Origin of the sequence: Ensifer sp. NM-2, from assembly GCF_003024455.1 — a bacterium.
GTDB classification, from domain to species: Bacteria; Pseudomonadota; Alphaproteobacteria; order Rhizobiales; family Rhizobiaceae; genus Ensifer; species Ensifer canadensis.
The window spans coordinates 102,899-126,931 of sequence record NZ_PVZR01000014.1; the positions used below are offsets into that span (position 1 = coordinate 102,899).

At 62.7% G+C, this 24,033-nt stretch carries 20 protein-coding genes; 6 read left to right on the top strand and 14 right to left on the bottom strand.

The window, feature by feature from the left end; genetic code table 11:
- Positions 1-44: 44 nt before the first annotated feature.
- The 3 genes from C6558_RS24720 to C6558_RS24730 are packed head-to-tail and all read right to left on the bottom strand — an operon-like array spanning position 45 to position 2,967.
- Positions 45-941 carry a carbohydrate ABC transporter permease gene (locus C6558_RS24720; RefSeq protein ID WP_053247821.1) on the bottom strand — a complete coding sequence of 299 codons (897 nt, stop codon included), beginning with the start codon at positions 939-941 and terminating at the stop codon, positions 45-47.
- The gene (locus C6558_RS24725) at positions 941-1,918 is read right to left on the bottom strand and encodes a sugar ABC transporter permease (protein ID WP_084815163.1); all 978 of its coding nucleotides are present in this window, start codon (positions 1,916-1,918) and stop codon (positions 941-943) included. Before C6558_RS24725 ends, C6558_RS24720 begins: the two co-directional genes overlap by 1 nt.
- A 2-nt stretch (positions 1,919-1,920) precedes the next feature.
- Positions 1,921-2,967: a LacI family DNA-binding transcriptional regulator gene (locus C6558_RS24730; RefSeq protein ID WP_025429688.1), complete on the bottom strand. Its 1,047-nt coding sequence runs from the start codon at positions 2,965-2,967 to the stop codon at positions 1,921-1,923.
- A gap of 761 nt (positions 2,968-3,728) precedes the next feature.
- Between C6558_RS24730 and C6558_RS24735 the strand changes: the two genes are divergently transcribed.
- The 4 genes from C6558_RS24735 (at position 3,729) to C6558_RS24750 (ending at position 7,701) form a co-directional block, all read left to right on the top strand.
- Entirely contained in the window at positions 3,729-4,547 is an 819-nt protein-coding gene (locus C6558_RS24735; protein ID WP_107027872.1) for a hypothetical protein, read from the top strand.
- A gap of 50 nt (positions 4,548-4,597) precedes the next feature.
- Positions 4,598-5,695, top strand: coding sequence for a carboxynorspermidine decarboxylase (nspC, locus tag C6558_RS24740; protein ID WP_084815165.1), 1,098 nt, complete (start codon positions 4,598-4,600; stop codon positions 5,693-5,695).
- A gap of 143 nt (positions 5,696-5,838) precedes the next feature.
- Positions 5,839-7,080 (top strand): saccharopine dehydrogenase family protein, encoded by a 1,242-nt coding sequence (locus C6558_RS24745; RefSeq protein ID WP_084815166.1) that lies wholly within the window; start codon positions 5,839-5,841, stop codon positions 7,078-7,080.
- A 228-nt stretch (positions 7,081-7,308) separates the two neighbouring features.
- The gene (locus tag C6558_RS24750; protein WP_128090501.1) at positions 7,309-7,701 is read left to right on the top strand and encodes a hypothetical protein; all 393 of its coding nucleotides are present in this window, start codon (positions 7,309-7,311) and stop codon (positions 7,699-7,701) included.
- A gap of 133 nt (positions 7,702-7,834) precedes the next feature.
- Here the strand turns inward: C6558_RS24750 and C6558_RS24755 are convergent, their stop codons facing one another.
- On the bottom strand, positions 7,835-8,743 hold the full coding sequence (locus C6558_RS24755) for a LysR family transcriptional regulator (protein WP_025429683.1): 909 nt from the start codon (positions 8,741-8,743) through the stop codon (positions 7,835-7,837).
- Between the two features lie 171 nt (positions 8,744-8,914).
- Here C6558_RS24755 and C6558_RS24760 point away from each other — a divergent pair, with 171 nt between their 5' ends.
- Entirely contained in the window at positions 8,915-10,450 is a 1,536-nt protein-coding gene (locus C6558_RS24760) for an MFS transporter (protein ID WP_084815168.1), read from the top strand.
- Between the two features lie 208 nt (positions 10,451-10,658).
- On the top strand, positions 10,659-11,891 hold the full coding sequence (pepT, locus tag C6558_RS24765) for a peptidase T (protein WP_057205879.1): 1,233 nt from the start codon (positions 10,659-10,661) through the stop codon (positions 11,889-11,891).
- Between the two features lie 134 nt (positions 11,892-12,025).
- On the opposite strand, the gene C6558_RS24770 is transcribed toward pepT, so the two are convergent.
- The 10 genes from C6558_RS24770 to C6558_RS24815 all read right to left on the bottom strand — a co-directional run bounded on the left by C6558_RS24770 (position 12,026) and on the right by C6558_RS24815 (position 23,998).
- Entirely contained in the window at positions 12,026-13,648 is a 1,623-nt protein-coding gene (locus C6558_RS24770) for an ABC-F family ATP-binding cassette domain-containing protein (protein WP_057205877.1), read from the bottom strand.
- Between the two features lie 144 nt (positions 13,649-13,792).
- A complete protein-coding gene (locus tag C6558_RS24775) occupies positions 13,793-15,823 on the bottom strand; it encodes a beta-N-acetylhexosaminidase (RefSeq protein WP_371412294.1) in 2,031 nt (676 codons plus the stop codon).
- An 11-nt stretch (positions 15,824-15,834) separates the two neighbouring features.
- Positions 15,835-16,311 (bottom strand): GNAT family N-acetyltransferase, encoded by a 477-nt coding sequence (locus C6558_RS24780; RefSeq protein ID WP_025429678.1) that lies wholly within the window; start codon positions 16,309-16,311, stop codon positions 15,835-15,837.
- Between the two features lie 22 nt (positions 16,312-16,333).
- Positions 16,334-17,263: an ABC transporter ATP-binding protein gene (locus C6558_RS24785; RefSeq protein WP_025429677.1), complete on the bottom strand. Its 930-nt coding sequence runs from the start codon at positions 17,261-17,263 to the stop codon at positions 16,334-16,336.
- 5 nt (positions 17,264-17,268) lie between these two features.
- Positions 17,269-18,084: an ABC transporter ATP-binding protein gene (locus C6558_RS24790; protein WP_025429676.1), complete on the bottom strand. Its 816-nt coding sequence runs from the start codon at positions 18,082-18,084 to the stop codon at positions 17,269-17,271.
- Complete coding sequence (locus tag C6558_RS24795; RefSeq protein WP_025429675.1) at positions 18,081-18,983, bottom strand: ABC transporter permease; 903 nt, start codon at positions 18,981-18,983, stop codon at positions 18,081-18,083. The genes C6558_RS24790 and C6558_RS24795 overlap by 4 nt, the downstream gene beginning before the upstream one ends.
- Positions 18,980-19,963, bottom strand: coding sequence for an ABC transporter permease (locus tag C6558_RS24800; RefSeq protein ID WP_025429674.1), 984 nt, complete (start codon positions 19,961-19,963; stop codon positions 18,980-18,982). Before C6558_RS24800 ends, C6558_RS24795 begins: the two co-directional genes overlap by 4 nt.
- 20 nt (positions 19,964-19,983) lie before the next feature.
- A complete protein-coding gene (locus C6558_RS24805; protein ID WP_244494183.1) occupies positions 19,984-21,612 on the bottom strand; it encodes an ABC transporter substrate-binding protein in 1,629 nt (542 codons plus the stop codon).
- A gap of 545 nt (positions 21,613-22,157) precedes the next feature.
- On the bottom strand, positions 22,158-23,513 hold the full coding sequence (locus C6558_RS24810) for an aspartate aminotransferase family protein (protein ID WP_025429672.1): 1,356 nt from the start codon (positions 23,511-23,513) through the stop codon (positions 22,158-22,160).
- 41 nt (positions 23,514-23,554) lie between these two features.
- Complete coding sequence (locus C6558_RS24815; RefSeq protein ID WP_057205874.1) at positions 23,555-23,998, bottom strand: GNAT family N-acetyltransferase; 444 nt, start codon at positions 23,996-23,998, stop codon at positions 23,555-23,557.
- Positions 23,999-24,033: the final 35 nt, after the last annotated feature.

Consider the following 24,033-nt stretch of genomic DNA (forward strand, 5'->3'; position numbering starts at 1 on the left):
CTCCTCCGTTTAGATAGGCTTCTTTGTCGTGTCTCGTGTCGTCGTCACCCCTTGAGCGCGCCGCTCATGGTTCCCTTGGTGAAGAATTTCAGGATCAGCGGGTAGATCGCCAGGATCGGCACGATGGTCAGAAGGATCATGCCGGCCTTGAGCGACCTCAGATCGATCTGGCTCGCGCCGGTATTGTTGCTGGCGTTGTTGGCGCCGACGATCGCGACCTTGTCACCGTCGATGACAAACTGGCGCAGCACCACCTGCAACGGCCACTTGCCCTGATCGTTCAGATAGATCATCGCGCGGAAGAACTCGTTCCAGTGAAAGACGAGATAAAACAGCGAGATGGTCGCGAGCGCCGGCTTGGCGAGCGGAAGGACCAGATGCCAGAACACCTGGAAAGGGTTGGCGCCATCGAGTTCGGCGGCTTCCAGCAGCTCCTTTGGGATTTCCTCGAAGAAGCGGATGAGGATGATCAGGTACCAGGCGTTGACCGCCTTGAAGAGGATCACCGACCAGTAGCTGTCGAGAAGGCCGAGGCGCTTGTTGACGAAGTAGTCCGGAATGATGCCGGGCTCGAACACGATGGTGACGAGAACGAGGATGAACAGCGCCTTGCGGCCAGGCAGGCCGGGCCGCGAAAGGCCCCAGGCCATCAGTGCGGTGCCGACGACGCCGATCACGGTGCTGACGGCGGTAATGAAGATCGAGTTGAAGATGCCGCGTTGCACATTGGGGTGCTGCAGGAGAACGCTCCAGACCTCGAAGGAGAAGCCCCTGGGTATGATGGTCAGCCCGCTCATGCCCGGCACCTTTGCCGGCTCCGACAGCGAGACGGCGAGCAGGTTGAGGATCGGCTGGACCGTGACGACGACGAGCAACAGCAGCGTCGAAACGATGATCGCATATTCGATGCGTTCGATCGGGGTCTTGCGTGACAGGGCCATTACCAGACTCCCTTCCCGGTCAGGCGTTTGGAAACGAAGTGGGCAATCACGATCATCATCGTGCCGAGCACGGCCTTGAACAGGCCGGCGGCCGTTGCCAAAGAGTATTCGCCGGTCTGCAAACCGATGCGGTAGACATAGGTGTCGACGATATCGATCTTGCTGCGCACTACGTCGTTGGAGAGGTTGATCACCTGGTTGAGGTCGGCGTTGAGGAACATGCCGGCGTTGAGGATGAACAGCGTCGCGATCGTCGGCACGATGCCCGGCAGGGTGACATGCCTGATCTTCTGCCAGCGGTTGGCGCCGTCGATCTCGGCTGCGTCATAGAGCTGCTGGTCGATAGCGATAATGGCGGCGAGATAGAGCAGGCTGTCCCAACCGGCCGAACGCCAGATTTCCGTGAAGACGAGTACCCAGCGGATAGCGCCGGTATCGGTCATGAACGAGCGGGGCGCCATGCCGGCCATGCCCATGAGATTGTTGACGGCACCGTCGGTCGGCGACAGCGCCGCGATGAAGATGCCGGCGATCACCACCCAGGACAGGAAATGCGGCAGGTAGATCGCCGACTGGATGAACTTGCGCAGCGACCCGCCGCGAACCTCGTTCAGGAGCAGCGCGACGATGATCGGCACCGGCAGGAAGAATACCATCTTCATCGCGGAGATGATCAGCGTGTTGGCGAGCACCTGCCAGAACACCGGTGAGGAGAACAGCACCTGGAAATGCTTGATGCCCACCCAGATGTTGGGCGGCACGATCCGGACCTGTTCGAAGGCGATGCGCGCCTCCCAGATGGGCAGGTAATGGAAGACGAGGAAGAACAGGATGCCCGGCGCCATCATGACGTAATAGGGCCACCAGCGCCGCCAGCCGTCGGCGGCGAGCGCAACGCGTCCCGTCTTGCGGCGTGCGCTTGATTTGGGAACGTTCCCAAACTTAGGCGAGATCACCACCTCGTCACGATTGGTCATTCCTACCCCCTCCCGGAGCTTGCTGCGCGTCTGGGCTGGTCAAGCGACAGATCGGCCAACGAGCCGCGCTCGATCAGCCGGCATGGCATGAACACCCGGCCATGCTCGGGACGGCCGGCGATTTCATCGAACAGGCAGTCGACGGCGCGCACGCCGATCTCACGCCCGGGCTTGGCAACCGTCGTCAGTCCCGGCCAGGAAAATGCGCCTGCGGGAATGCCGTCGAAACCGAGGATCGAGACATCCTCCGGGCAGCGAAGCCCGGCTTCGCGGACTGCGACCATGGCGCCAAGCGCCATCAGATCGTTGGCGGCGAAGACCGCGAGATGGCCGACCCGGTCGCGTTGCAGCAACCGCATCATCGCCGTGCGCCCGCCTTCGACGGTATATTCACCGTCTTCCATTGGAAGTGCTGTCGGGTCGATGTCGCGGTCGACGCAATGCTCGTGGAAAGTCCGCAGAAACCGGGCCCGCGCGATACGCGACTTCGGCCCCAGGATCAGCGCCGGCGCATGATGCCCCTTGGAAACCAGATGGTCCATGCCGAGCCGTACCGCCTGGGCGATATCGGAACCGACACTGGAGGTCGCCGGAAAACGCTCGGCACTCGAGCCGATCAGCACGAAGGGCAGTCCGAACCTGTCGAGATCGTCGAAATTGTCGGCGACCGGATTGATAATCGCGCCATCGACCCGTGCCTGCCGCAGGGCCCGGAGGTGGCTGGCTTCGCGGCTGTGATCCCAATCGGAAGAAAACACCAGCAGCGAGGCCCCGTTTTCGACCGCGCGATCCTGCGCACCGCGCGCCACCTCGGCCCAGAACGGGTTGGTAATGTCAGGGATGACGAGACCAAGCAAACCGGTGCGGCCGGACCGCATGCCGACGGCGAGATCGTTGCGCTCATAGCCGACGGCACGGGCCGCATCGAGAACCCGCTCGCGCGCCTCGTCCGTGACATTGGACGCGCCGGAGAGTGCCCGGCCGGCGGTGCTCTTGGACACCCCCGCCTTGCGCGCGACGTCAATGATCGTCGGCCGCCTCCGCTGCATCAAACACGCCCTCCCATGGCATGAACTCATGGGAACGTTACCACGGAGATTTCGAGTCCGCAAGTCCACCCCTTCGGATGCGGCTTTGCCAGCGGTCGAACACAGAAAAAGAAAAAGGCCACCGTTCAGACGGCGGCCTCAAATTGAGAGGTGTATAACCTCCAGAGGGAACATCGCTATCGCAGCCGGGAGGATGGCTGCACGTCAAGCGACCCTGATAATGTGACAGCTCGGGCGCCGGTTCTCAATCAATGCAAAACCAGAACGGAAGCCAGAGCGGGATCGCTCTTCCAATATTCGCACGGCGGCCGCGATTTTGTTCCATCTCGTGAGGCTCCCGTCTCACCTTCAGATCCGAGCACGGCCAAACCAGCGTCCACCGTATTTCCGTTCAATTCGGCCGCTGCGCCGCAGTCAGCAACCTTGCTGGGCTGAGACCGGACGGGGGCGGCTGGCACCATTGGGCGGAAGGGCATGGGGAAAGTGCGGCGGTTCCGCACATCCGGCGCATCGCCTTGACATACGCGCCGTCGCAATTACGATAGTGGCATGCTGATCGTGACTTCATATGCCCTTCGAGAACCCGCTCGCCTGAAAACGGGATCGTAACCCGGCCGCGGCTTTTGTCGTACGCGACCGGGGTATGTCACTCCATCCCAGCTATCTCTCTTTTGGCTGAGACGATGAAATCGATCGCCGGCTCGTGCCGCCTTGAGCGGACTTCCTGATAGCGAGCAGGCCCTTAGTTCTCGACAGCGTATATGAAAAACATCCCGCAAATTGACAGCTGGCACTCGGGCCTGTTCACCGAGCTCGAAATCGTCACCGCATTCGGCGAAAGTCGGGCAGCGCTCGGCGAACTTTTCGATTGCGACATGCTGAGGGGCGCGCGACGCCCGGCCGACGCAGGCGATCCGGAGTGCTTCGACCTGTCGGCAACGGCGCGTGTCAGCCTTGCCATCCTCCACGCCCTCTGGCGCGCCGCTGGTCTGCCGCTTTGCGTAGCCGAGCAAGCGCTTTCGAACTGGCCGCAAATCGCGGTCTCGGTCGCACGTATTGTCGACTTCGAGCGCGAAGCTTGGGAGGACAGATGCGCAAGCCGCGAACCGGCATCCGCCGCAGATCCCTTCCAGTTCTTCGGGCCGTTTGCCGAAGAGCCTCTGCCCGTCGGCAGGATCGACGAATATATCGACGTGATCGACGGACGATATCTGCTGTGGCGCAAACCGAAGGACGATCCGCACAGGATCGGGACGGCGATCCACGCCAGCCAGGAACGCCTTCTTCTCGACCCGCAGGATGCGGCCGCTCAAGCCGACTTTCTTGAGGCCGCGGCCTTTCTCCGGCGACCCGCCGAGCACGAGCTGATCTGGTTGGGCTCGACGGGAGACGAAGTGTTCCAACCGACGTCGGCGGCAAGCGGTTCTCACGCTCCCGAGCGCTTGCCCACCTCCATCCTGTTGGGCGACGCAGGCAGGGCGGCGACATTGGCCACGAATTATCGCTCGAAGCGCTCGGTCAATATCTCGCTTGCCGCCCGCGCCATGAAACGACGGGCACTCGGGCTGCACATCAGATAGCCCTACTCCTTTCACCGACACCGCGAGCTTTTGAAGACACAAGGCACATCATGATCCAGACCCCCTATTACTTGATCGACAAGGCGAAGCTGCTTCGAAACATGGAGAAGATCGCTTACGTGCGCGACAAATCGGGGGCCAAGGCGCTCCTCGCGCTCAAGTGTTTCGCCACCTGGTCGGTCTTCGATCTGATGCGCGAATACATGGATGGCACGACCTCTTCGTCGCTCTATGAGGTGCGGCTCGGGCGCGAGAAATTCGGCGGCGAAACCCATGCCTACAGCGTCGCCTATGGCGACAACGAAATCGAAGAGGTGATCGGCCATGCCGACAAGATCATCTTCAACTCGATCGGCCAGCTGGACCGTTTCGCGGACAAGGCATCCGGCATCGCCCGCGGCCTGCGCCTCAATCCGGGAATGAGCTCATCCAGTTTCGACCTTGCCGATCCCGCCCGCCCCTTCAGCCGGCTCGGCGAATGGGATGCGGCCAAGGTCGAGGCCGTCATGGACCGCATCAGCGGCTTCATGATCCACAACAACTGCGAGAACAAGGACTTCGGCCTGTTCGACCGGATGCTGTCGGAGATCGAGGAAAAGTTCGGCGCGCTACTTTCCCGCGCCGAGTGGATCAGCCTAGGCGGCGGTATTCACTTCACCGGCGACGACTATCCGGTCGATGCCTTCTGCGAGCGCCTGAAGGCCTTTTCCGGCCGCCATGGCGTCCAGATCTATCTCGAGCCCGGAGAAGCGTCGATCACCCGGAGCACGACGCTCGAGACCACCGTTCTCGACACACTCAACAACGGCAAGGATCTCGCCGTCGTCGACAGCTCGATCGAGGCGCATATGCTGGACCTCTTGATCTACCGCGAAAGCGCAAAGGTCGAGCCCAATGCTGGCCCACACAGCGTCATGATCTGCGGCAAATCCTGCCTTGCCGGCGATATCTTCGGCGAGTTCCGCTTTCCCGAGCCATTGAAGGTCGGCGACCGCGTCTCGTTCCAGGATGCGGCCGGCTACACCATGGTCAAGAAGAACTGGTTCAACGGCGTCGGCATGCCATCGATCGCCATCCGAGACCTTGACGGCAGCGTCAGGCTCGTCCGCGAATTCACCTTCGCCGACTACGAACAAAGCCTCTCCTAAAGCATCCCGCCTGCAAGTGGCATCACTTAAGGCGGACATGATGCTTTGGAATCAAACACCTAGAGCGTCCAGGATGCGTTCGTCCGAACGCACGGCGCTCTAGGCTCGTCATATCCCCAAAGGAAAAGGAGACATCCCCCGAAATGAAAAAGAACGTTCTCATCATCGGCGCCGGTGGCGTGGCTCAGGTCGTGGCGCACAAATGCGCACAGAACTGCGATGTACTGGGAGACATCCATATCGCATCCAGGACGGTCGAAAAGTGCCGCGCGATCGTCGACTCGGTCCGCGAGAAAAAGAGCCTGAAAACCGAAGTGACGCTCGAGGCGCATGCGCTCGACGCCATGGATGTCGAGGCGACAAAGGCGCTGATCGAAAAGACCAGGGCCGACATCGTCATCAATGTCGGCTCCGCCTTCGTCAACATGTCGGTGCTGCGTGCCTGCATGGATACGGGTGCTGCCTACATGGACACCGCGATCCACGAAGATCCAAAGAAGATCTGCGAGACGCCGCCGTGGTACGGAAACTACGAATGGAAGCGCGCGCAGGAATGCAAGGAAAGGGGCGTCACCGCCATCCTCGGCGTCGGCTTCGACCCGGGCGTGGTCAACGCCTATGCGCGCCTCGCCAAGGATGAGTATTTCGACAAGGTCACCGCCGTCGATATCGTCGACATCAATGCCGGCAGCCACGGCAAATATTTCGCCACCAACTTCGATCCGGAGATCAACTTCCGCGAATTCACCGGCGTCGTCTATTCCTGGCAGAACGGCCAGTGGCAGACCAATTCGATGTTCGAGGTCGGCAAGGAATACGACCTGCCGGTGGTCGGCAAATGCAAGGCCTACATGACCGGCCATGACGAGGTTCATTCGCTGGCAAAGCATATGGACGGCGCCGACGTCCGCTTCTGGATGGGCTTTGGCGATCACTACATCAACGTCTTTACCGTCCTGAAGAACCTCGGCCTCCTGTCGGAACAGCCGGTAAAGACGGCCGAAGGCCTCGAGGTCGTGCCGTTGAAGGTGGTCAAGGCGGTGCTGCCGGATCCGTCGTCGCTGGCTCCGAACTATCAGGGCAAGACCTGCATTGGCGATTTCGTCAAGGGCCTCAAGGACGGGCAGGAACGCGAAGTCTTCATCTACAACGTCGCCGACCACAAGGACGCTTTCGAAGAAGTCGGATCGCAGGGCATCTCCTACACCGCCGGCGTACCGCCGGTCGCCGCCGCCATGCTGATCGCCTCGGGCGAGTGGGACGTGAAGCAGATGGTCAACGTCGAAGAACTGCCGCCGCGCCCGTTCCTCGACATCCTCAACCGGATCGGACTTCCCACCCGCATCAAGGATGCGGACGGCGACCGCGCATTGACGTTCTCCTGAAACAATAAGCCGAACCATCTCCGGTCGGTCGTCATTTAGGGCGGCTGGCTGGTACATGGACGAAGCCCAGTCATCGCCAGGTGATTGGGCTTCCAACGTTTCTAACGATTTCTCGGCGCGGCACGTCGATGAATCGACCCGGCTAGCGAAACGCTTCGTTAACGCGATTCACTTAGCTGCCCGTACCCCGGCGTCTCGCCGGCCAACCACGTATGAGTTCCAACTGACATGCCCCCATTGACTGCCCCGGTTCACAGTTTTCATCAAAAGATTGCATCGTTTTGCGAGCTCCGGCTTGCCCGCGCCCTTCCCAAGCACGACTACGACAACCTCCGTCACTACATGCTTGATTTCGTCACCCGGCGGGCAATGCCGCCGCAGAGCGGCAACAAGCTCGACTGGAAGGAAATCGGCCTTGCCTGCGATCTCGACGACGACAGCCTGCGGATCACCAAGCGCCTGGCCAAGCACGGCTTCGAGGCCATCATTCGCTGGCTGAAGGGGCCGAGCGCCAGCAAGCCCGACAGAAAGGCGCCGGCCGCCCAGGGCTGGGTCAAGGCGCCTGCGGCACCGGCGCGCAGGATCGGCTTGGAGCAACGGCGTTTCGCCACCACGCGGTAATTTTCCGCCCATGGCGTCCCCGAAATCGCTTTTGATTCAGGCCGGGACGCTGCAGACTTCAGCGCTGTAGCTTTTAGAATCATTACATAACAGCAGCGGGCAGGGCCTCCACGATCAGTCTCGCCCGCAGCACTCAGGATGCCGACAGCTCGATCTTCGGCCAGGTCTTTTGGACCGATGGGTCGGTCTCGATCGCTACCGAATGCCGCTCGCGGAAGGCGGCAGCAAGGGTTTGCAGGGCCTTGCGGGATCGCGCGTCGGTCAGGGTCGAATGCAGAACGATCTCCGAGGACGGAAGCGGCGGCAGGCCAAACTGTTTGCTGACTTCGATCGTGTCGGAGGGCGCAAGGCGACAGGAGAATGGGCCGACGGCGAGCCCCGCCGAGACTGCAGCGTTGACAGCGGTCGACACGCCGACGAACACCTCCACCCAGGGAACGCCGGCCGCGTCGAGCGCGCGCGTGGCGATGTCGCGCACGCCGCAGAGCGGCGCCAGCGCTGCCAGTCGCAGCGGCTCACCCGGCCCGCGCTTGAAGCCGGGTGAGGCGAACCAGCCGAAATGTTCCGGCCCAAGCGTCTCGCCATCGCGCCGGTCTTCGTCGCGCCGGATGATGACGGCATCGAGCTCTCCGCGGTCGAACGCGCCAAGCAGGTTTCGCGATGTCTCGAGCCTGACCTCGATGCACAGGCCGGGGTCATGGGCATAGAGCCGCGCCAGCAATGTCGGCACTTCCGGGCCGGCGACGTGGGCAGCAATGCCGAGGCCGAAGCGGCGACGTGTCGACGACAGCCCTGCCAGCGCGCGCTCATGGGCGGCGAGGAATTCGCGCGCGCCCTCGATGAAGACAGCGCCCTGCGCCGAAAGGCGAACCTGCCTCGGCGTGCGCTCGAGCAGCCTGACGCCGAGCCGATCTTCGAGCCGTTTCAGCTTGACGCTGATCGCCCCTTGCGTGCTGCCGAGGAACTCCGCAGCGCGGGTAAAGCTTTGAAAATCGGCAATCGCGACAAAGGCTTGAACCGCGTCCACATCCAGAGTCGTCATCGCAACCATCCGATTTTGTTATCTCTGAAATACCTAACCATCCAATTCAGTTGTGATCAAGGCCAGACTATGGTGCCCCGGTCCCCAAGCGATTTCAATTCGGGCGGAGCGTGTGGAAAAGCCGGAACCGGTTTTCCGCGATGCCCGCCAAAGCATCGAAAGACCGTGAGCATGAACGAACCCATAACCCGCCGCAGTGCGCTGGCACTGGCAGCCGTCTGCCTCTCCTCGCTGATGTTCGGCCTGGAGATTTCGAGCATTCCGGCAATCTTGCCGACGCTGGAGCAGGTGCTCGGCGCAGATTTCAAGCAGCTGCAATGGATCATGAACGCCTACACCATCGCCGTCACGGCGGTTCTGATGGGAGCAGGCACATTGGCCGATCGCTACGGCCGCAAGCGCATCTTCGTCGCCGGCATCATCGCCTTCGGCATCGCCTCGCTGATCTGCGGGCTGACCGACAACATATCAGTATTGATCGTCGCCCGCTTCCTCCAGGGCATGGCCGGCGGCGTGATGCTCATCTGCCAGATCGCCGTCCTGTCGCAGCAGTTCCAGTCCGGCCGCCAGCGCGGGATCGCGTTTAGCTGGTGGGGCATCATCTTCGGGATCGGCCTCGGTTTTGGTCCGATCGTCGGCGGCGCGACGGTCGCGCTCTTGAGCTGGGAATGGGTGTTTCTTGTCCACGTCCTGCTTTCAGGCGTGACGGTGGCGCTTGCGCTCGCAGGCGTCAAGGAATCGCGCGATCCTGGCGCCGAGAGCCTCGACGTCGCCGGCATCGTGACGTTGTCGGCCGCGGTCTTCTGCATCGCCTATTTCATTACCCAAGGCCCCGAACTCGGCTTTGCCAGCCCGACCGCACTGTCAATCCTCGGCATTGCCATCGTCAGCCTGATCGGCTTCGTGATTGCCGAGAAAGTCAGCGCCCGGCCGATGTTCGACTTTTCGGTGTTCCGCATCCGCAGCTTCTCAGGTGCGCTGTTCGGTTCGGTGGGCATGAACATCAGCTTCTGGCCGTTCATGATCTATCTGCCGATCTGGTTCCAGGCGGGCCTCGGCTATGACGGCGTCACCGCCAGCATCGCCCTGCTCGCCTACACGCTGCCCCCGCTTATCGTCCCGCCTTTTGCCGAACGGCTGATGCTTCGCTTTCGTCCAGGGATCGTCATCCCGGCCGGCCTGTTCACGATCGGTCTCGGCTTCCTCATGATGAAGATCGGCAGCAGCGTTGAGAATGCCAGCTGGCTAACGATGCTGCCGGGGTGCGTGCTGGCCGGCATCGGCCTCGGCTTCACCAATACCACGGTGACCAACGCCGCGACCGGCGCTGTCGCCGCGGAGCGCGCCGGCATGGCCTCGGGCATCGACACCAGCGCGCGGATGATCTCGCTGGCGATCAACATCGCGCTGATGGGGCTGATCCTGGTCGAAGGCGTGCTGTCTTCGCTGCACAGCTCGCTTTTCGGGCGAGTGACCGACACCGAGCTGCGTACGCTCGCCGAGAAGATCTCGGCCGGCGGCATGCTGACTTCGGACTATGGCCTGTCGGAGACGGTCATCCATACGGCGCTCGGCGAGGGTTTCGGCTGGGTCATGCTCTATGGCGCCATCGGTGTCTGGCTGTCGGCCGCCGCAAGCCTGCTCGTCTTCGGTCTCCGCGCCAAGACGGAAGCGGTGCTTGCGTGTTCGACGGCGAAATCGTCGTAACACACGTAGCCGACTAGTCACCAAGGGCAAGGCAGCGCATCGGGCCAGATAGACTGGTCTGATGGACCATGGATGGCGGTCCGCGCCGTAACCCGACCTCTGCCTCGCCGACAAAACGCGTCGGCGCGGCGAAAAGTCCATTCACGGGCACGCCGGCGACGGTTATATCGGGACCATCGTTGACGCAGATATATTGGACACGTTGCTTATGACCGACACTGTTATCGATCGCTTCCTCCGTTACGTCGTTATCGACACTCAATCGGATGCCAAGTCGAAGACCACGCCCACCACCGAGAAACAGAAGACGCTCGGCCGACTGCTGGTCGAAGAGCTGCTGGCAATGGGCGTATCGGACGCGCATCTCGACGAACACGGCTATGTCTACGCAACAATTCCCTCAAACGTCGACAAGCCGGTTCCGGTCATCTGCTACTGTTCTCATATGGACACGGCACCGGATTTCACCGGTACCAACGTCAAGCCGCAGATCGTTAGGAATTACCAGGGCGGCGACATCCGGCTAACGGGCGACCCGCAGCAGGTCATTCGCGTCAGCGAGCATCCTGTGCTGCTCGACCAGATCGGCAATGACATCATCACCACCGATGGCACGACGCTCCTGGGTGCCGACGACAAGGCCGGCGTTGCCGAAATCATGTCGGCAGCACAATTCCTGATGGACAATCCCGACGTCAGGCACGGCACCATCCGCATCCTGTTCACCCCCGACGAAGAAGTCGGCCGCGGCGCCGACAAGGTCGACCTGAAGAAGCTCGGCGCCCAGTTCGGCTATACCATCGACGGCGAAACCGCCGGCCATATCGAAGACGAGACCTTCTCCGCCGACGGTGTCGAGATCGCCATTTCAGGCGTTGCCATCCATCCGGGCTTTGCCAAGGGCAAGATGGAGAACGCCATCAAGATCGCCGGCGCCATCATCGATCGCCTGCCGAAGGACATCGCCCCTGAAAGCACGGAAGGCCGCGAAGGCTTCATTCACCCGACCGGCGTCACCGGCACGATGGAAAAGGCCAGCCTCAGCCTGATCGTCCGCGATTTCGAGGACGAGGGCCTGGCGACCAAGGAAGCCATGCTCGAAGGCATCGTCAAGGACGTGATCGCCGCCTATCCGGGGTCATCCTACACCTTCGAGGTCAAGCAGCAGTACCGCAACATGAAGGCGATCCTCGCCCGCAATCCCGAGATCGCCGACAATGCGCTCGAGGCGGTGCGGCGTGCGGGCATGACGCCGGTGCGCGGCAGCATCCGCGGCGGCACCGACGGTTCGCGCCTGTCGTTCATGGGCCTGCCCTGCCCCAACATCTTCGCCGGCGGCCATGCCTTCCACTCGCCGCTGGAATGGGTGAGCCGCCAGGATATGGAACGGGCCGTCAAGACCTTGGTCGAGCTGGCAAAGGTCTGGGAAGAACGCGCCTGACGCTTGTCATCCGAACGAGCGCAGCTTTTTTCGAGATAGGATCGTCGGAAGCAAAAAGAGCCGAAGCACGCGCAACGTGCTTCGGCTCTTGTCGTTTCGGAGAGTCGTCACGGCGACGCCGCGACCGATTGATTTTAGCTGCGCAGACCCGGCGCTTCCTGGCCGGTGCGGGCGACATATTCGGTGTAACCGCCGCCATATTGATGCACGCCGTCCGGCGTCAGCTCCAGCACGCGGTTCGACAGCGCCGCCAGGAAATGGCGGTCGTGCGAGACGAACAGCATCGTACCCTCGTACTGCGCCAACGCCTTGATCAGCATTTCCTTGGTGTCGAGATCGAGGTGGTTGGTGGGCTCGTCGAGCACCAGCAGGTTCGGCGGATCGAACAGCATCATCGCCATCACCAATCGTGCCTTCTCGCCGCCAGAAAGCACCCGGCATCTCTTCTCGACGTCGTCGCCTGAAAAGCCGAAGCAACCGGCCAGCGCCCTGAGCGGACCTTGCCCTGCCTGCGGGAATGCATCTTCCAGCGACTGGAAGACCGTGCGCTCGCCATCGAGCAGATCCATGGCGTGCTGGGCGAAATAGCCCATCTTGACACTGGCGCCGAGCGCCACACTGCCCTCATCCGGATCGGTCGAGCCGGTCACCAGCTTCAGAAGCGTGGACTTGCCGGCGCCGTTGATGCCCATGATGCACCAGCGCTCACGACGGCGCACCATGAAATCAAGGCCCTCATAGATGCTGCGCTCGCCATATTTCTTGTGCACGTTCTTGAGGTTGACCACGTCTTCGCCTGAGCGCGGCGCCGGCCGGAACTCGAACGTCACGGTCTGACGGCGCTTGGGCGGTTCGACCCGGTCGATCTTTTCGAGCTTCTTGACCCGGCTCTGCACCTGGGCTGCATGCGAGGCGCGCGCCTTGAAGCGCTCGATAAACTTGATCTCCTTGGCGAGCATCGCCTGTTGGCGCTCGAACTGCGCCAGCTGGTGCTTTTCGTTCTGCGCCCGCTGCTGCTCGTAGAAGGCATAGTCGCCGGAATAGCTGTTGAGCGAGCCGCCATCGATCTCGATCACCTTGGTGATGATCCGGTTCATGAACTCGCGATCGTGCGAGGTCATCAGCAGCGCGCCTTCGTAGCCCTTGAGGAAGGCCTCAAGCCAGATCAGGCTTTCCAGATCCAGGTGGTTGCTCGGTTCGTCGAGCAGCATCACGTCAGGGCGCATGAGCAGAATGCGGGCGAGCGCGACGCGCATCTTCCAACCGCCAGAAAGCGCGCCGACGTCGCCGTCCATCATCTCCTGGGAGAAGCTGAGGCCCGCCAGCACTTCCCGTGCACGGCCTTCCAGCGCGTAGCCGTCGAGTTCTTCGTAGCGTGCCTGCACCTCACCGTAGCGCTCGATGATCGCATCCATCTCGTCGAGACGGTCGGGGTCGACCATGGCGGCTTCAAGCGCGTGCAGCTCGGCGGCAACCGTGCTCACCGGCCCGGCACCGTTCATCACCTCGGCAACGGCGCTGCCCCCCGACATCTCGCCGACATCCTGGTTGAAATAGCCGATCGTCACGCCCTTATCGACGGCGACCTGGCCTTCGTCCGGCATCTCTTCTCCGGTGATCATTCGGAAGAGCGACGTCTTGCCCGCGCCGTTGGGGCCGACGAGGCCGACCTTCTCGCCCTTGTTGAGCGCCGCGGATGCCTCGATGAAGAGGATCCGGTGGCTGAGCTGCTTGCTGATATTCTCGATACGAATCATATTTTAGGGGCCCGAAACGTTGCGGCGCCCTTATGTCACGGGTGGCAGTCGCGCCGCAAACGTTGATTCGCGACGTCTGCCCACCCAAAAACGCACGGGAAACGGGGCATCAAACGGCTTTGACACCCCCGTTCAGCCACAGGATTACTGGTCAGAGTAAAAGCCGTAGAGAACCGGCATCAGCCCGACCAGCGCCTCGAAGCGTTTGAAATTCTTGCGCTCCGGACGGGTCCAGCCGGTTTCGGCCAGCGCCGACAGCCGCGGGAACACCAGGCGATCGAACACACCGCGATCGGTCATCGGCTCCGACCAGATGCAGCACTGCAGTCCGCGCAGATGCTTTTTCTGGCTATCGGTCCAGCCTTCGATCGGGTCGAACAGGTAGAGTTTTTCCGGGTCCGACCAGCCGGCCCAGCTGCCGCCGGGCTCTGACCAGGCCGGGCTGTTGGCCATGTCGAGATAGTAGACCTGTCCCGGGCAAACGACGATGTCGTAGCCTTCGCCGGCAAGCTCGGCATTGGCTTCGACCGTTCGCCAGCCGAAGAGCAGCGACTTCTGCTTGTCGATGACGTTGCCATGGGCCGCCTCCTGCCAGCCGCCGGTAACGCAGCCACGGCTTGCGAGGAACCCCTGGACGCGCGCCAGGAACTCCGCCTGCAGCACGGCGGCACCCGATCCGTCGATCTCGTCGGCCCCGTGGGTGTTGGTGACGACATTGAGCCGCTTGGCGTGGGTCGTCGCCACCTCTTCGCCAGCCACCGCCCGCAACCGCTCAAGTGCCTCTGGCGAGCCCGACCAGGCGCCGAGCGGCACCTCATCGGCACCGACATGGATGATCTTCGACGGGAAGAGTTCGATCAGTTCGTCGAAGACGACTTCGAGCACACGATAGGTTTCTTCGCGCGCCGGGTTGAGGCAATTGTCCGGGAAGCCCTGCACGGAATAATAGCTGCCGGCTTCGTTGGGATCGCGCAGCTCCGGAATGGCCTGCAGCATCGCGAAGGAGTGTCCGGGCACGTCGATCTCCGGCATCACCTCGATCCCCAAGGTTTCCGCCAATGCAACGATCTCGCGAATGGCTGCCTTGGTGTAGTAACCGCCCGTCACCTGCGGGCCGGAGCCGAGCAACGGCGGGATCTTGCGGCCATGGCCGCGCCAGGCACCGACCTCGGTCAGCGCCGGATAGGCGTCGATCTCGATCCGCCAGGCCTCGTCGTCCGAGAGGTGCCAGTGGAAGCGGTTGAGCTTGTTCCAGGCCATCAGCCGCAGGAACCGCGAGACCTCGGCGGTGCTGTAGAACTGGCGGGCAACGTCGAGATGCGTGCCGCGCCAGCCGAGCGCCGGCTCGTCCCGAATCTCGCCGCCTGCCGGAAACAGGAATGTGCCGGGATGAAGCTTAGCACCCCGCAGGATCTGCCCGAGCGTGATCAGGCCATAGAGGAGACCGGTGCGCGTGCCGCCGGTCACAGCGACGCCAGCTAGCGAGAAGCGGATGACATAGGCTTCCTCCGCAAGGTCGCCCGAAAGCGATAGCGCGGCCGGAAGGCCGCCTTCCGCTACCGGCCGAACAAGTCCTTCGACCGGAAACAGGCTCCCCGTCAGCTCGGCAAATGCGCGTGCTGCGGCTTCGGCTTCTGCCCCTTCCGGCGCAAGGTCGAGCCCTGATGGCGGCGTCAGGCGGCCGGAGACGGATACGTCCTGCGGCCAGGGCACGACCGAAACGGCAACCGGTGCTACCTTTGGCACGGGATAGATGACCGCGCCACGTTTCAGCTCGGCGTTGTCGCCGTGGGCGCGCGACGGCACGACCGAGATCGGCGCGGTGCTGCCGTCGGCAAGGACGAGATAGGCGGAGTTGGCTCCGTCGGTCCAGTGCTGCGGCTCGAAGCTCATACCGTGCGCCTTCACGATCCACACGCTTCCCGGCTGAAGCACCAGGTCAGCCGGCGGCGCGAACTCGGAATAGTTGGAAAGCCGGCTCAACAACTCTCCGCCTTCGACGGCGGCGGCAGGGTCGATGCGTGCAGGTCCCGAAACGCAAAGTCGAAAATCCCGAAGCGGGCGATCGGAGGCGTTCGTCAGTGTCAGCGAATAAACCGCTGGGGTGTCCGTCTTTGCCGGCGTCCAGAGCGTTTCCAGACGGAATACCGGTTTCGTAGCGATCGTCATCATCATCTCCAGAAGGGTTAGTCGTCGATCTTGAGCATGCCGGCATAAATGCCGGGCGCGGAATTCGGGATTGGCATGGCGCCGACGGTCCGCTCGTAAAACGCCGACGGACCAACATCGCCGATGATGGCATAGGCGTAGCCCATCGTCTTCAAATCGAGCAAAGAAGCAAGCAGCAACGCGTGGCCTATTCCTTCGCCGCGTGCTGCTTCATCGACGCCGGTCGGGCCGAAGAACCCGCGCGCGATCGCCTCGTGACAGGCAAAGCCGATGAGCTTTCCATCACGCGTGGCGAGAAGGCAGGTTGGCGGCTGGCGGGTGAGCGCGACGGCGGTCTCGCCGGCCCAGCCCGATCCGAATTTTTCCCGGACCCACGCGATCACCAGCTCGAACTCGGGTGCCAGGGCACGCCTGATCGTCACCCCTGCCGCATCCATCCGCTGGTCGAGGTCGGGCTTTGGGCGAAGCAGAGACAGATTGACGAGATAATCCATGAGCAAACCTGTGATGTTGGAATTAGGCGACGCCGAGTGCGCGCACGAAGTGGTTGGGACCGACCTGTTCGACCACGCTCGAGACCGGCCGGCTGATGCGGCGAACCTCTTCGGCGTGACCGAGAAAGCGGGCGCTGGCGCCGGGCACGAACGGGCGATCCGGGTCGGGCACGGCGGAGAGCAGCAGCTGCGTATAGGGGTGGCGCGCATCACCGATCACGGCTTCCGTCGCGCCCCACTCGACCATCTGGCCCGCAAACATGACGACGACGTCTTCGGCAATATGCGCGGCGGTGGCGATATCGTGGGTGATGTAGAGCATGGCGAGATCGCGATCGCGCTTGATGCCGGCCAAGAGTTCGAGGATGTCGAGGCGGATCGAGACGTCGAGCATCGATGTCGGCTCGTCGGCAACCAGAACGTCGGGCCGAACCGCAAGCGCCCGGGCGATGTTGACGCGCTGGCGCTGTCCGCCGGAAAGCGCGTGCGGAAACTTGTGTGCGGTCAAGCCGGGATCGAGGCCGACATCGCTCAAGAGCGTGTCGACCGCTTCGCGCAATTGCGCCCTGCCCCTGGCATGCCCGTGAAGGGCGAGCGGTCTTGCCAGATGATGATAGACCGTGAACACCGGGTTGAGTGAGGCGAATGGGTCCTGAAACACCATCTGCACCGCGCGGCGATAGGCCTTCTCTGCAGCCGCACTACCGGTGGCGGTGATATCGCGGCCACGAAATTGCATCGACCCCGCCGTCGGGGCGTCCATGCGCGCAATGATGCGGGCGCATGTCGTCTTGCCGCAGCCGGATTCGCCAACCAGCGCCAGCGCCCGCCCCGGTCTCAACGCCAGCGAGATACCGCGCAGCGCCTCGACGTGACCAAAGCTGCGGGTGATCGCATCGAGCTGGACGATGGCGTCCGTCGGCACGGGCGCAAGAGGGGAAGCAACGGGCATGACGTTCATTCTACGGCCCCCACTCTCTTGACGGAAGCAGGCAGCTGCGGAATGGCGCCCCAGAGCTTGCGGGTATAGTCGTGAGCCGGCGCACGGCTGATCTGACGGACGTCGCCGACCTCGACCAGTTCGCCTTTCAGCATCACACCGATGCGATGGCAGAGCTGCGCCATCAGATGCAGGTCGTGGGTGATGAACAGGACAGAGAAGCCATGGGTGCTCTGAAGATCAACGACCTGCTCCAGGATTTCGCGCTGCACCACCACATCGAGCGCCGTCGTCGGCTCGTCCATGATGATCAACTGGGGCCGGAGCGCAAGGCAGATGGCAATGACGATGCGCTGTCGCATGCCGCCGCTGAACTGGTGCGGATAGTCATCGAGCCGGCTGGCCGGGATGCCGACCAGGCGAAACATCTCCTCGGCCCGCGCCCGTGATTGTGCCCGGGTCGCGCCGGTGTGCCGGTGCAGCACGTCATGGAACTGCGCCTCGACCCGCATCAGCGGGTTGAGCGAGTTCATCGCGCTTTGGAACACCATGCCGATGCGCCGCCAGCGTACGTCCTGCAAGGCCGTCTCCGGCATCTGCAGCAGGTTGCGGCCCTCGAGCAGGATTTCGCCGCCGGCCACCCAGGCCGGCGGTTTCGACAGGCGGGTGATCGCGTAGGCAATCGTGCTCTTGCCGCAACCGGACTCGCCGGCAAGTCCGAACAGCTCACCGCGGTTGATGTCGAAGGAAACGTTCCTGACCGCACGAAAGGCGCCGTCGTCGAGCAGGTAATCGACATCGAGATTGCGGACCTGCAGCAGCGGCTCGCTCATCGTCCCACCTCCAGCGCGCGGTTACGCCGCCTGTTGAGCCGCAGCCAACGGCTGAGCGCAGGGCCGGAACGAAGCTGCGGATTGGCAATCTCGTCGAAAGTGAAATTGAGAAGCGCGAGGCCGAGCCCGACCAGCGCGATGCCGGCCGCCGGCGCACCGATATCCCACCAGGCGCCGATGATGATCGCCGACGAGTTCTGGGCGTTGTAGAGCATCGTGCCCCAGGTGACGCGCAGCGGATCGCCGAAGCCGAGATATTCGAGCGTCGTCTGGGCGACGATGGCGTAGATGATGCTGCCGACGACGTTGATGCCGATCAACGGCACGAGGTTGGGCAGGATCTCGACAAAGATCACCCGCCAGTGCGGCTCGCCGACCATGCGGGCGGCAACGACGAATTCGCGGTTGCGCAGCGCCAAAGTCTGCGAGCGGGTCATGCGGGCGCCCCAAGGCCAGGAGGTGAGCGCGATGATCGCCATGATCGCCAGCGGCCCGACCGTGCCGGCGAAGGACGCGAGCAGGATCAGCAGCGGTATGTTGGGAATGACCAGCACGGCGTTGGTCGCGAGATCGAGCGTGGCATCGGTGCGCCCGCCGAAATAGCCGGCCACCAGCCCGACGATCGTGCCGAGTGCTGTGATCGCAAGGCCGGTCGCAAAACCGACGGCGAGCGACGGACGTGCACCCCAGACGAATTGGGAATAGACGTCGCGCCCCATCTTGGTGGTGCCGAAGACATGCTCGACCGTTGGCGGCTGATGCGAGCGCCCGACCCGTTCGCCGGGATCGCCGGGGGCGATCAGCGGCGCCAGAAGCGCCATCAGGCAAAGCGCGACGATGATGGCGAGACCGGCAACGGCCTTCTTCTGCCGCCATAACAATGTAAGACCCGAGGTCATGCGCGCCCCTCCCGGATACGCGGGTCGACGACGCCGTAGAGAATGTCGACAAGCAGGTTTGCCCCGAGCGTGGCCATCGTCATTAACAGCAGCTGCCCCTGGATGACGGGATAGTCGCGCGCGACGCTGGCGGTATAGAGCGTGAGGCCGAGGCCGGGATAATTGAAGACGATTTCGGTCACGATCGATCCGCCGAACACGGCGCCGAGCATCAGCGCGAGGTTGGTCAGCACCGGCAGCATGGCATTGCGGGCGGCATAGCCGAACATGACAGCGGATTCGGACAGCCCCTTGGCGCGACCCATGGTGACATAATCCTCGCCGAGCACGGAGATCATGCTGGAGCGCATGGTCGTCTGGAACTCGCCGATCAGGTAGGGAGAGAGCGTCAGCACCGGCATGATCGCATGCAGAAAGACACTGCCGAAGTAAGTGAAATTGAACCCCGGATCGAGGCTCGGATCGTAGGCATAGCCGACCGGCAGCAGGCGAAGGGTGACGCCGAAGATGAACAGCGTCGCCAGCGCGATGATCACGGGCGGCACAGCGATCATCACCACCGAGAACGGCGAGACGAAGCTGTCGAACCGGCCGCCGCGACGCCAGGCTGCCAAGGCTCCAAGCGAGACCCCGATCGACAGCGAAAAGACGATTGCGGTTACCACCAGGAACGCCGTCCAGCCGGCCGACCGCCCGAGAACCTCGAGCACCGTTTGCGGGTAGTACTTCACCGATACGCCGAGATCGAAATGCGCCAGCCCGACTATGTAGTCGACGAACTGTTGCCACATCGGCTGTTCGATGGCGCCGAACCGCGCCTTGATCGCCTCGATCGCCGCGGGCGTTGCCCGCGGTCCGAGCTGGGCGATCATGCTGTCGACGGGGCTACCCGGCATCAACCGGGGAACCGCAAAGTTCATCACGATCGCAAACAGGAACGCGACGCAGTAGACGGCAAGCCGTCGGCGAGGAAGTCGCATCAGTCAGCCCTTCCCTGAGCCTATTCGGCCGGCTTCAGCCGCAACAGATGCATCAACCGCATGCGGTTGTTGTCGTGATCCTCGGGGTTCATCGCGGGCTCTTCCTTCGAGACCCATCCGGTGAAGCGCTTGGTCGAGAACTGGTACCAGGTCGGACCGTTGAAGACGGGAACGACGGGCAGATTGTCGGCAACGATCAGCTGCACCTGGTCGAACAGCTTCTTGCGGTCCTCGTCCGTCGTCGCCCGGCGATATGCGTCAAACACCTTGTCGAGTTCCGGATTGGAGTAGCGCGAAGGCGCGCTGGTGATCCGTCCGCCGAAGGCGGTCGACAGCGATTGGAAATAGCCGCGGAAGGGGGTCGGCCCGTCGGCGCGCGAATTCATCACGGCCTCGAATGAGCCGTCGAGGATCTGCTTCTGCCATTGCTCGTATTCGGGCGTGGCCACCGAAGCATTGATCCCGATCTTGCGCAGGCCTTCGGTGGCGATCTGGACCGCATCGATCCAGTCGGTCCAGCCGTTGGGGACGATGATCGGGAAGGTGATGGGTTTGCCGCTCGGCGTCGTGCGGAACCCTTCGCCGTCCTTCTTGTAGCCGGCATCGTCGAGCAGCTTGTTGGCCCTGTCGATGTCGTAGGCGAGCCATTCGTCCTGGGCGCCCTCGGCCGCCTTGTTGCGCCAGCTATCAAAGCGAGGCGGCAGGCCGCTCGCATGCGCATTGACGACGGGATAGCCGAAGCCGGCAATGTCGACCATGGAAACGCGATCCATCGCCAGGCTGAAGGCGCGGCGGAAGGTCATGTCGTTGAAGGCTTCGGCGTTGCCGGCATTGGCCGACTTGAGGTTCATCTGGAAGGAAACCGTTTCGGCCGGTGGCTGCCAATAGGCATTGTGCTCCGGGTCGAGGCCGACATAGGTCTTGTCGATCTGCGGCAGGAACGAGCCGAACCAGTCAAGGCCCCCCTCGGGCAGAAGCGCCAGCATCTGGTCATTGCCGGCAATCTGCGGCAGTTTCAGGCAATCGACCTTCAGGGTCGCTGCGTCCCAGTAGTTGGGATTGCGGCATTGCTCGTAGACCTGCGGCGTGAAGCGGCGGATCTCGGTCATCGGGCCGGAACCAACAGGCTTCTCGTTCTTGAAGGCGAGCGGATCGGCAACATCCTTCCAGATATGCTCGGGCACGACAGGAAAGTCGGCGAGCGATTCCGGGAAATGTGTATCGACGCCCTTGAGGTTGATCTTGACCTCCGTGGGCGACACCGCCTCGACCGAAGCGACACTCTCGCCGACGCCGACGATGTCGACCGCCGGGTTCTTGAGCATCAGTTCGAGGGTGAATTTCATGTCGGCCGATGTCAGCGGCTTGCCATCCGACCACTTGACGCCATCGCGCAGCGTATAGGTGATCGACTTCAGATCGTCGGCAAACTTGTAGCCGGTTGCCAGCCGCCAGACCGGCTTGCCGCTGTCATAGTCGTTGAAGATCACGAGCGGCTCATAGACGAAGTCCATGGTGCTTTGGCGCCGCCCGCCGAGGTCGAACGGGTTGAAGTTCTGCACCCAGCTCGTCTGCTCTTCGATATGCATGGTCAGAACGGACTCGGCCTGCGCCTGGCCCGCTGCAAGCATGGCGAATGACGCGGCCATGACCCCGCCGAACACCCTTGCCGAAACTCTGCTGATGATGTTTCCGGTCCCCGTTACAATTGGTCTGGACCGCATTTCCTCGACTGCCGGCATGACGAACTCCCCTCCAGGTTTCGATGACGCATTTAATAAGTCAAGTAATTTGACTTAATGATATGTCCAGGATTGAACGCGTGTCAATCTGCGTCTTTTCGCTACGACTAAGGATGAAGAAGCGGTCGAGGACAGGCATCATTGCTGAGGCTTCGATCGCCGGCGGCGCGGATGCCAATGGCTGGAAGCCGGCTCAATGAAGGCATCGCAGCCATCAAGATCTCTGCGATTGCAGCGACTTGGGGGTACGGCAAACGGGACTGTCGAGCGCGAGCTGCAGCCGACCGGGTCGCTGTTCGTCGGATATCGGTTCTGATCGAAGGGCGATGGCTCACAGGTATGGTCGCCACGTCATGGCGGCCTCTGGCGTTCCTGATTTCGTCGTCGTGAAGACGCCCGCAGCCCGGCGTACCGTGAGCCCGCACTATGATGCGGGCCCGATGCCGGGATGCTTATGCCGCCGCCTGCCTACCGAGTTGCTCAAGGCTCGCCTCGACGATATCGAACATCTCGTCGATCTCGGCGGCGGTGATGATCATCGGCGGGCAGAAGGCGATGGAATCGCCGATGTTGCGGCAGATCAGGCCGTTCCTCTGCAGGATCGCACCAACCCGCGCGCCCGTTGCGCCTGCGGCCGCCCCATCCGCCGCCTCGAGTTCGAGCGCACCGATGAGGCCGACGCCGCGCGCTTCGACAGCCAGCGGATGCCGTTCGAGCGCATTGAGCCGACCGAGGAAATGCGGCGCAAGACGGCGGACATTGCCGACCAGGTCCTTCTCCTCGATGATCGCCAGGTTTTCGAGCGAGACTGCAGCGGCGACCGGATGGCCGCTGGCGGTAAATCCATGCCCGAGCGCACCGATCCGATCTGCCTCATTGGCGATCGGCTCGTAGACGTTGTCGTTGATCATGAGAGCCGCGATCGGCTGATAGGACGATGACAGCTGCTTGGAGAGCGTCATGATATCCGGCCGCATGCCGAAGGTCTCGGATCCGAACATGTTGCCGGTGCGCCCGAAACCGCAGATCACCTCGTCGGCAATCAGCAGGATATCGTATTTCCGCAGCACGTCCTGGATGGCCGCCCAATAGCCCTCCGGCGGAACGATGACGCCGCCGGCCCCCATAACCGGCTCGCCGATGAAGGCGGCGATCGTCTCCGGCCCCTCCTCGAGGATGAGCGCCTCCAGCTCTTCTGCACAGCAGCGCGAAAAGGCAAGCTCATCCTGCCCCGGCTCCGCACCGGTGCGATAATGCGGGCAGGTCGTGTGCAGGATGTTGGGAAACGGCAGATCGAACGATCGATGGTTGTTGGGGAGGCCCGTCAGGCTGGCGCTCAGCGCCGTCACGCCGTGGTAACCCTTGATGCGCGAGATGATCTTTTTCTTTTCCGGTTTGCCTAGCGCGTTGGAGCGATACCAGACCAGCTTGATCGCTGTATCGTTCGCCTCGGATCCGGAGTTGGCGAAGTAAACCTTGGACATCGGCACCGGCGCCATGCCGACCAGCTTCTCCGCCAGATCCGCCACCGGCCCGTGCGATTTCTGCGAGAAGGTATGATAGTAGGGTAGCCTCGCCATCTGGCTGCGCGCGGCTTCGACCAGCCGTTTCTCGCCGAAGCCGACGGCCACGCTCCAAAGCCCGGCCATGCCCTCGATATAGCGCTTGCCGCTGTTGTCGAAGACGTGGATGCCCTCGCCGCGGTCGATGATCAGCGGCCCTTCCCGCTCCAGCTTGCGCGGATTGGTGTAGGAATGGAGATGGTAGGCCATGTCCCGCGCTTCGGTGGAATTAGGCTGTGCGGTCATCGGCGTCTCCCGTTTTGATGCATGATCACTCTGGTGCGTGGTTACAAGGCGATATCATAGGTCAGCCAATCCGTTCTGGTGGCCAGCTGATCATAAAGGCCGCGAGCCCGGTAGTTGTTGTCGCGCGTGATCCAGCGGATGACGGACCAGCCGCGCTCTCGCCCGATATCGGCAACGGCGCGGATCAGCGCCGGTGCTGCGCCGCTGCCGCGCGCCTCGGGCGCAACGAAGAGATCGTCGAGAAAACCCCCGCGCGCCGCCATCAGCGGCCGGATATATTCGCGAAAATGGGTCAACCCGATCGGGCGACCCGAGCCATCGAGCGCCAGCCGGCATTCGAGCTGGCCGTCGCGGATCCAGCCCCAGACCCGATCCCGCATCTCGTCGGTCTGATCAACCCCGTAGAAGGCGGCAAATCCCGCATGAAGCTCGTTCCATGCGGACCTATCGGCCTCAGCGGCCGCAACGATCGTAACACCCGCCATGACATCCCCCCGTATTCGGGTAGGCGAACCGCCCA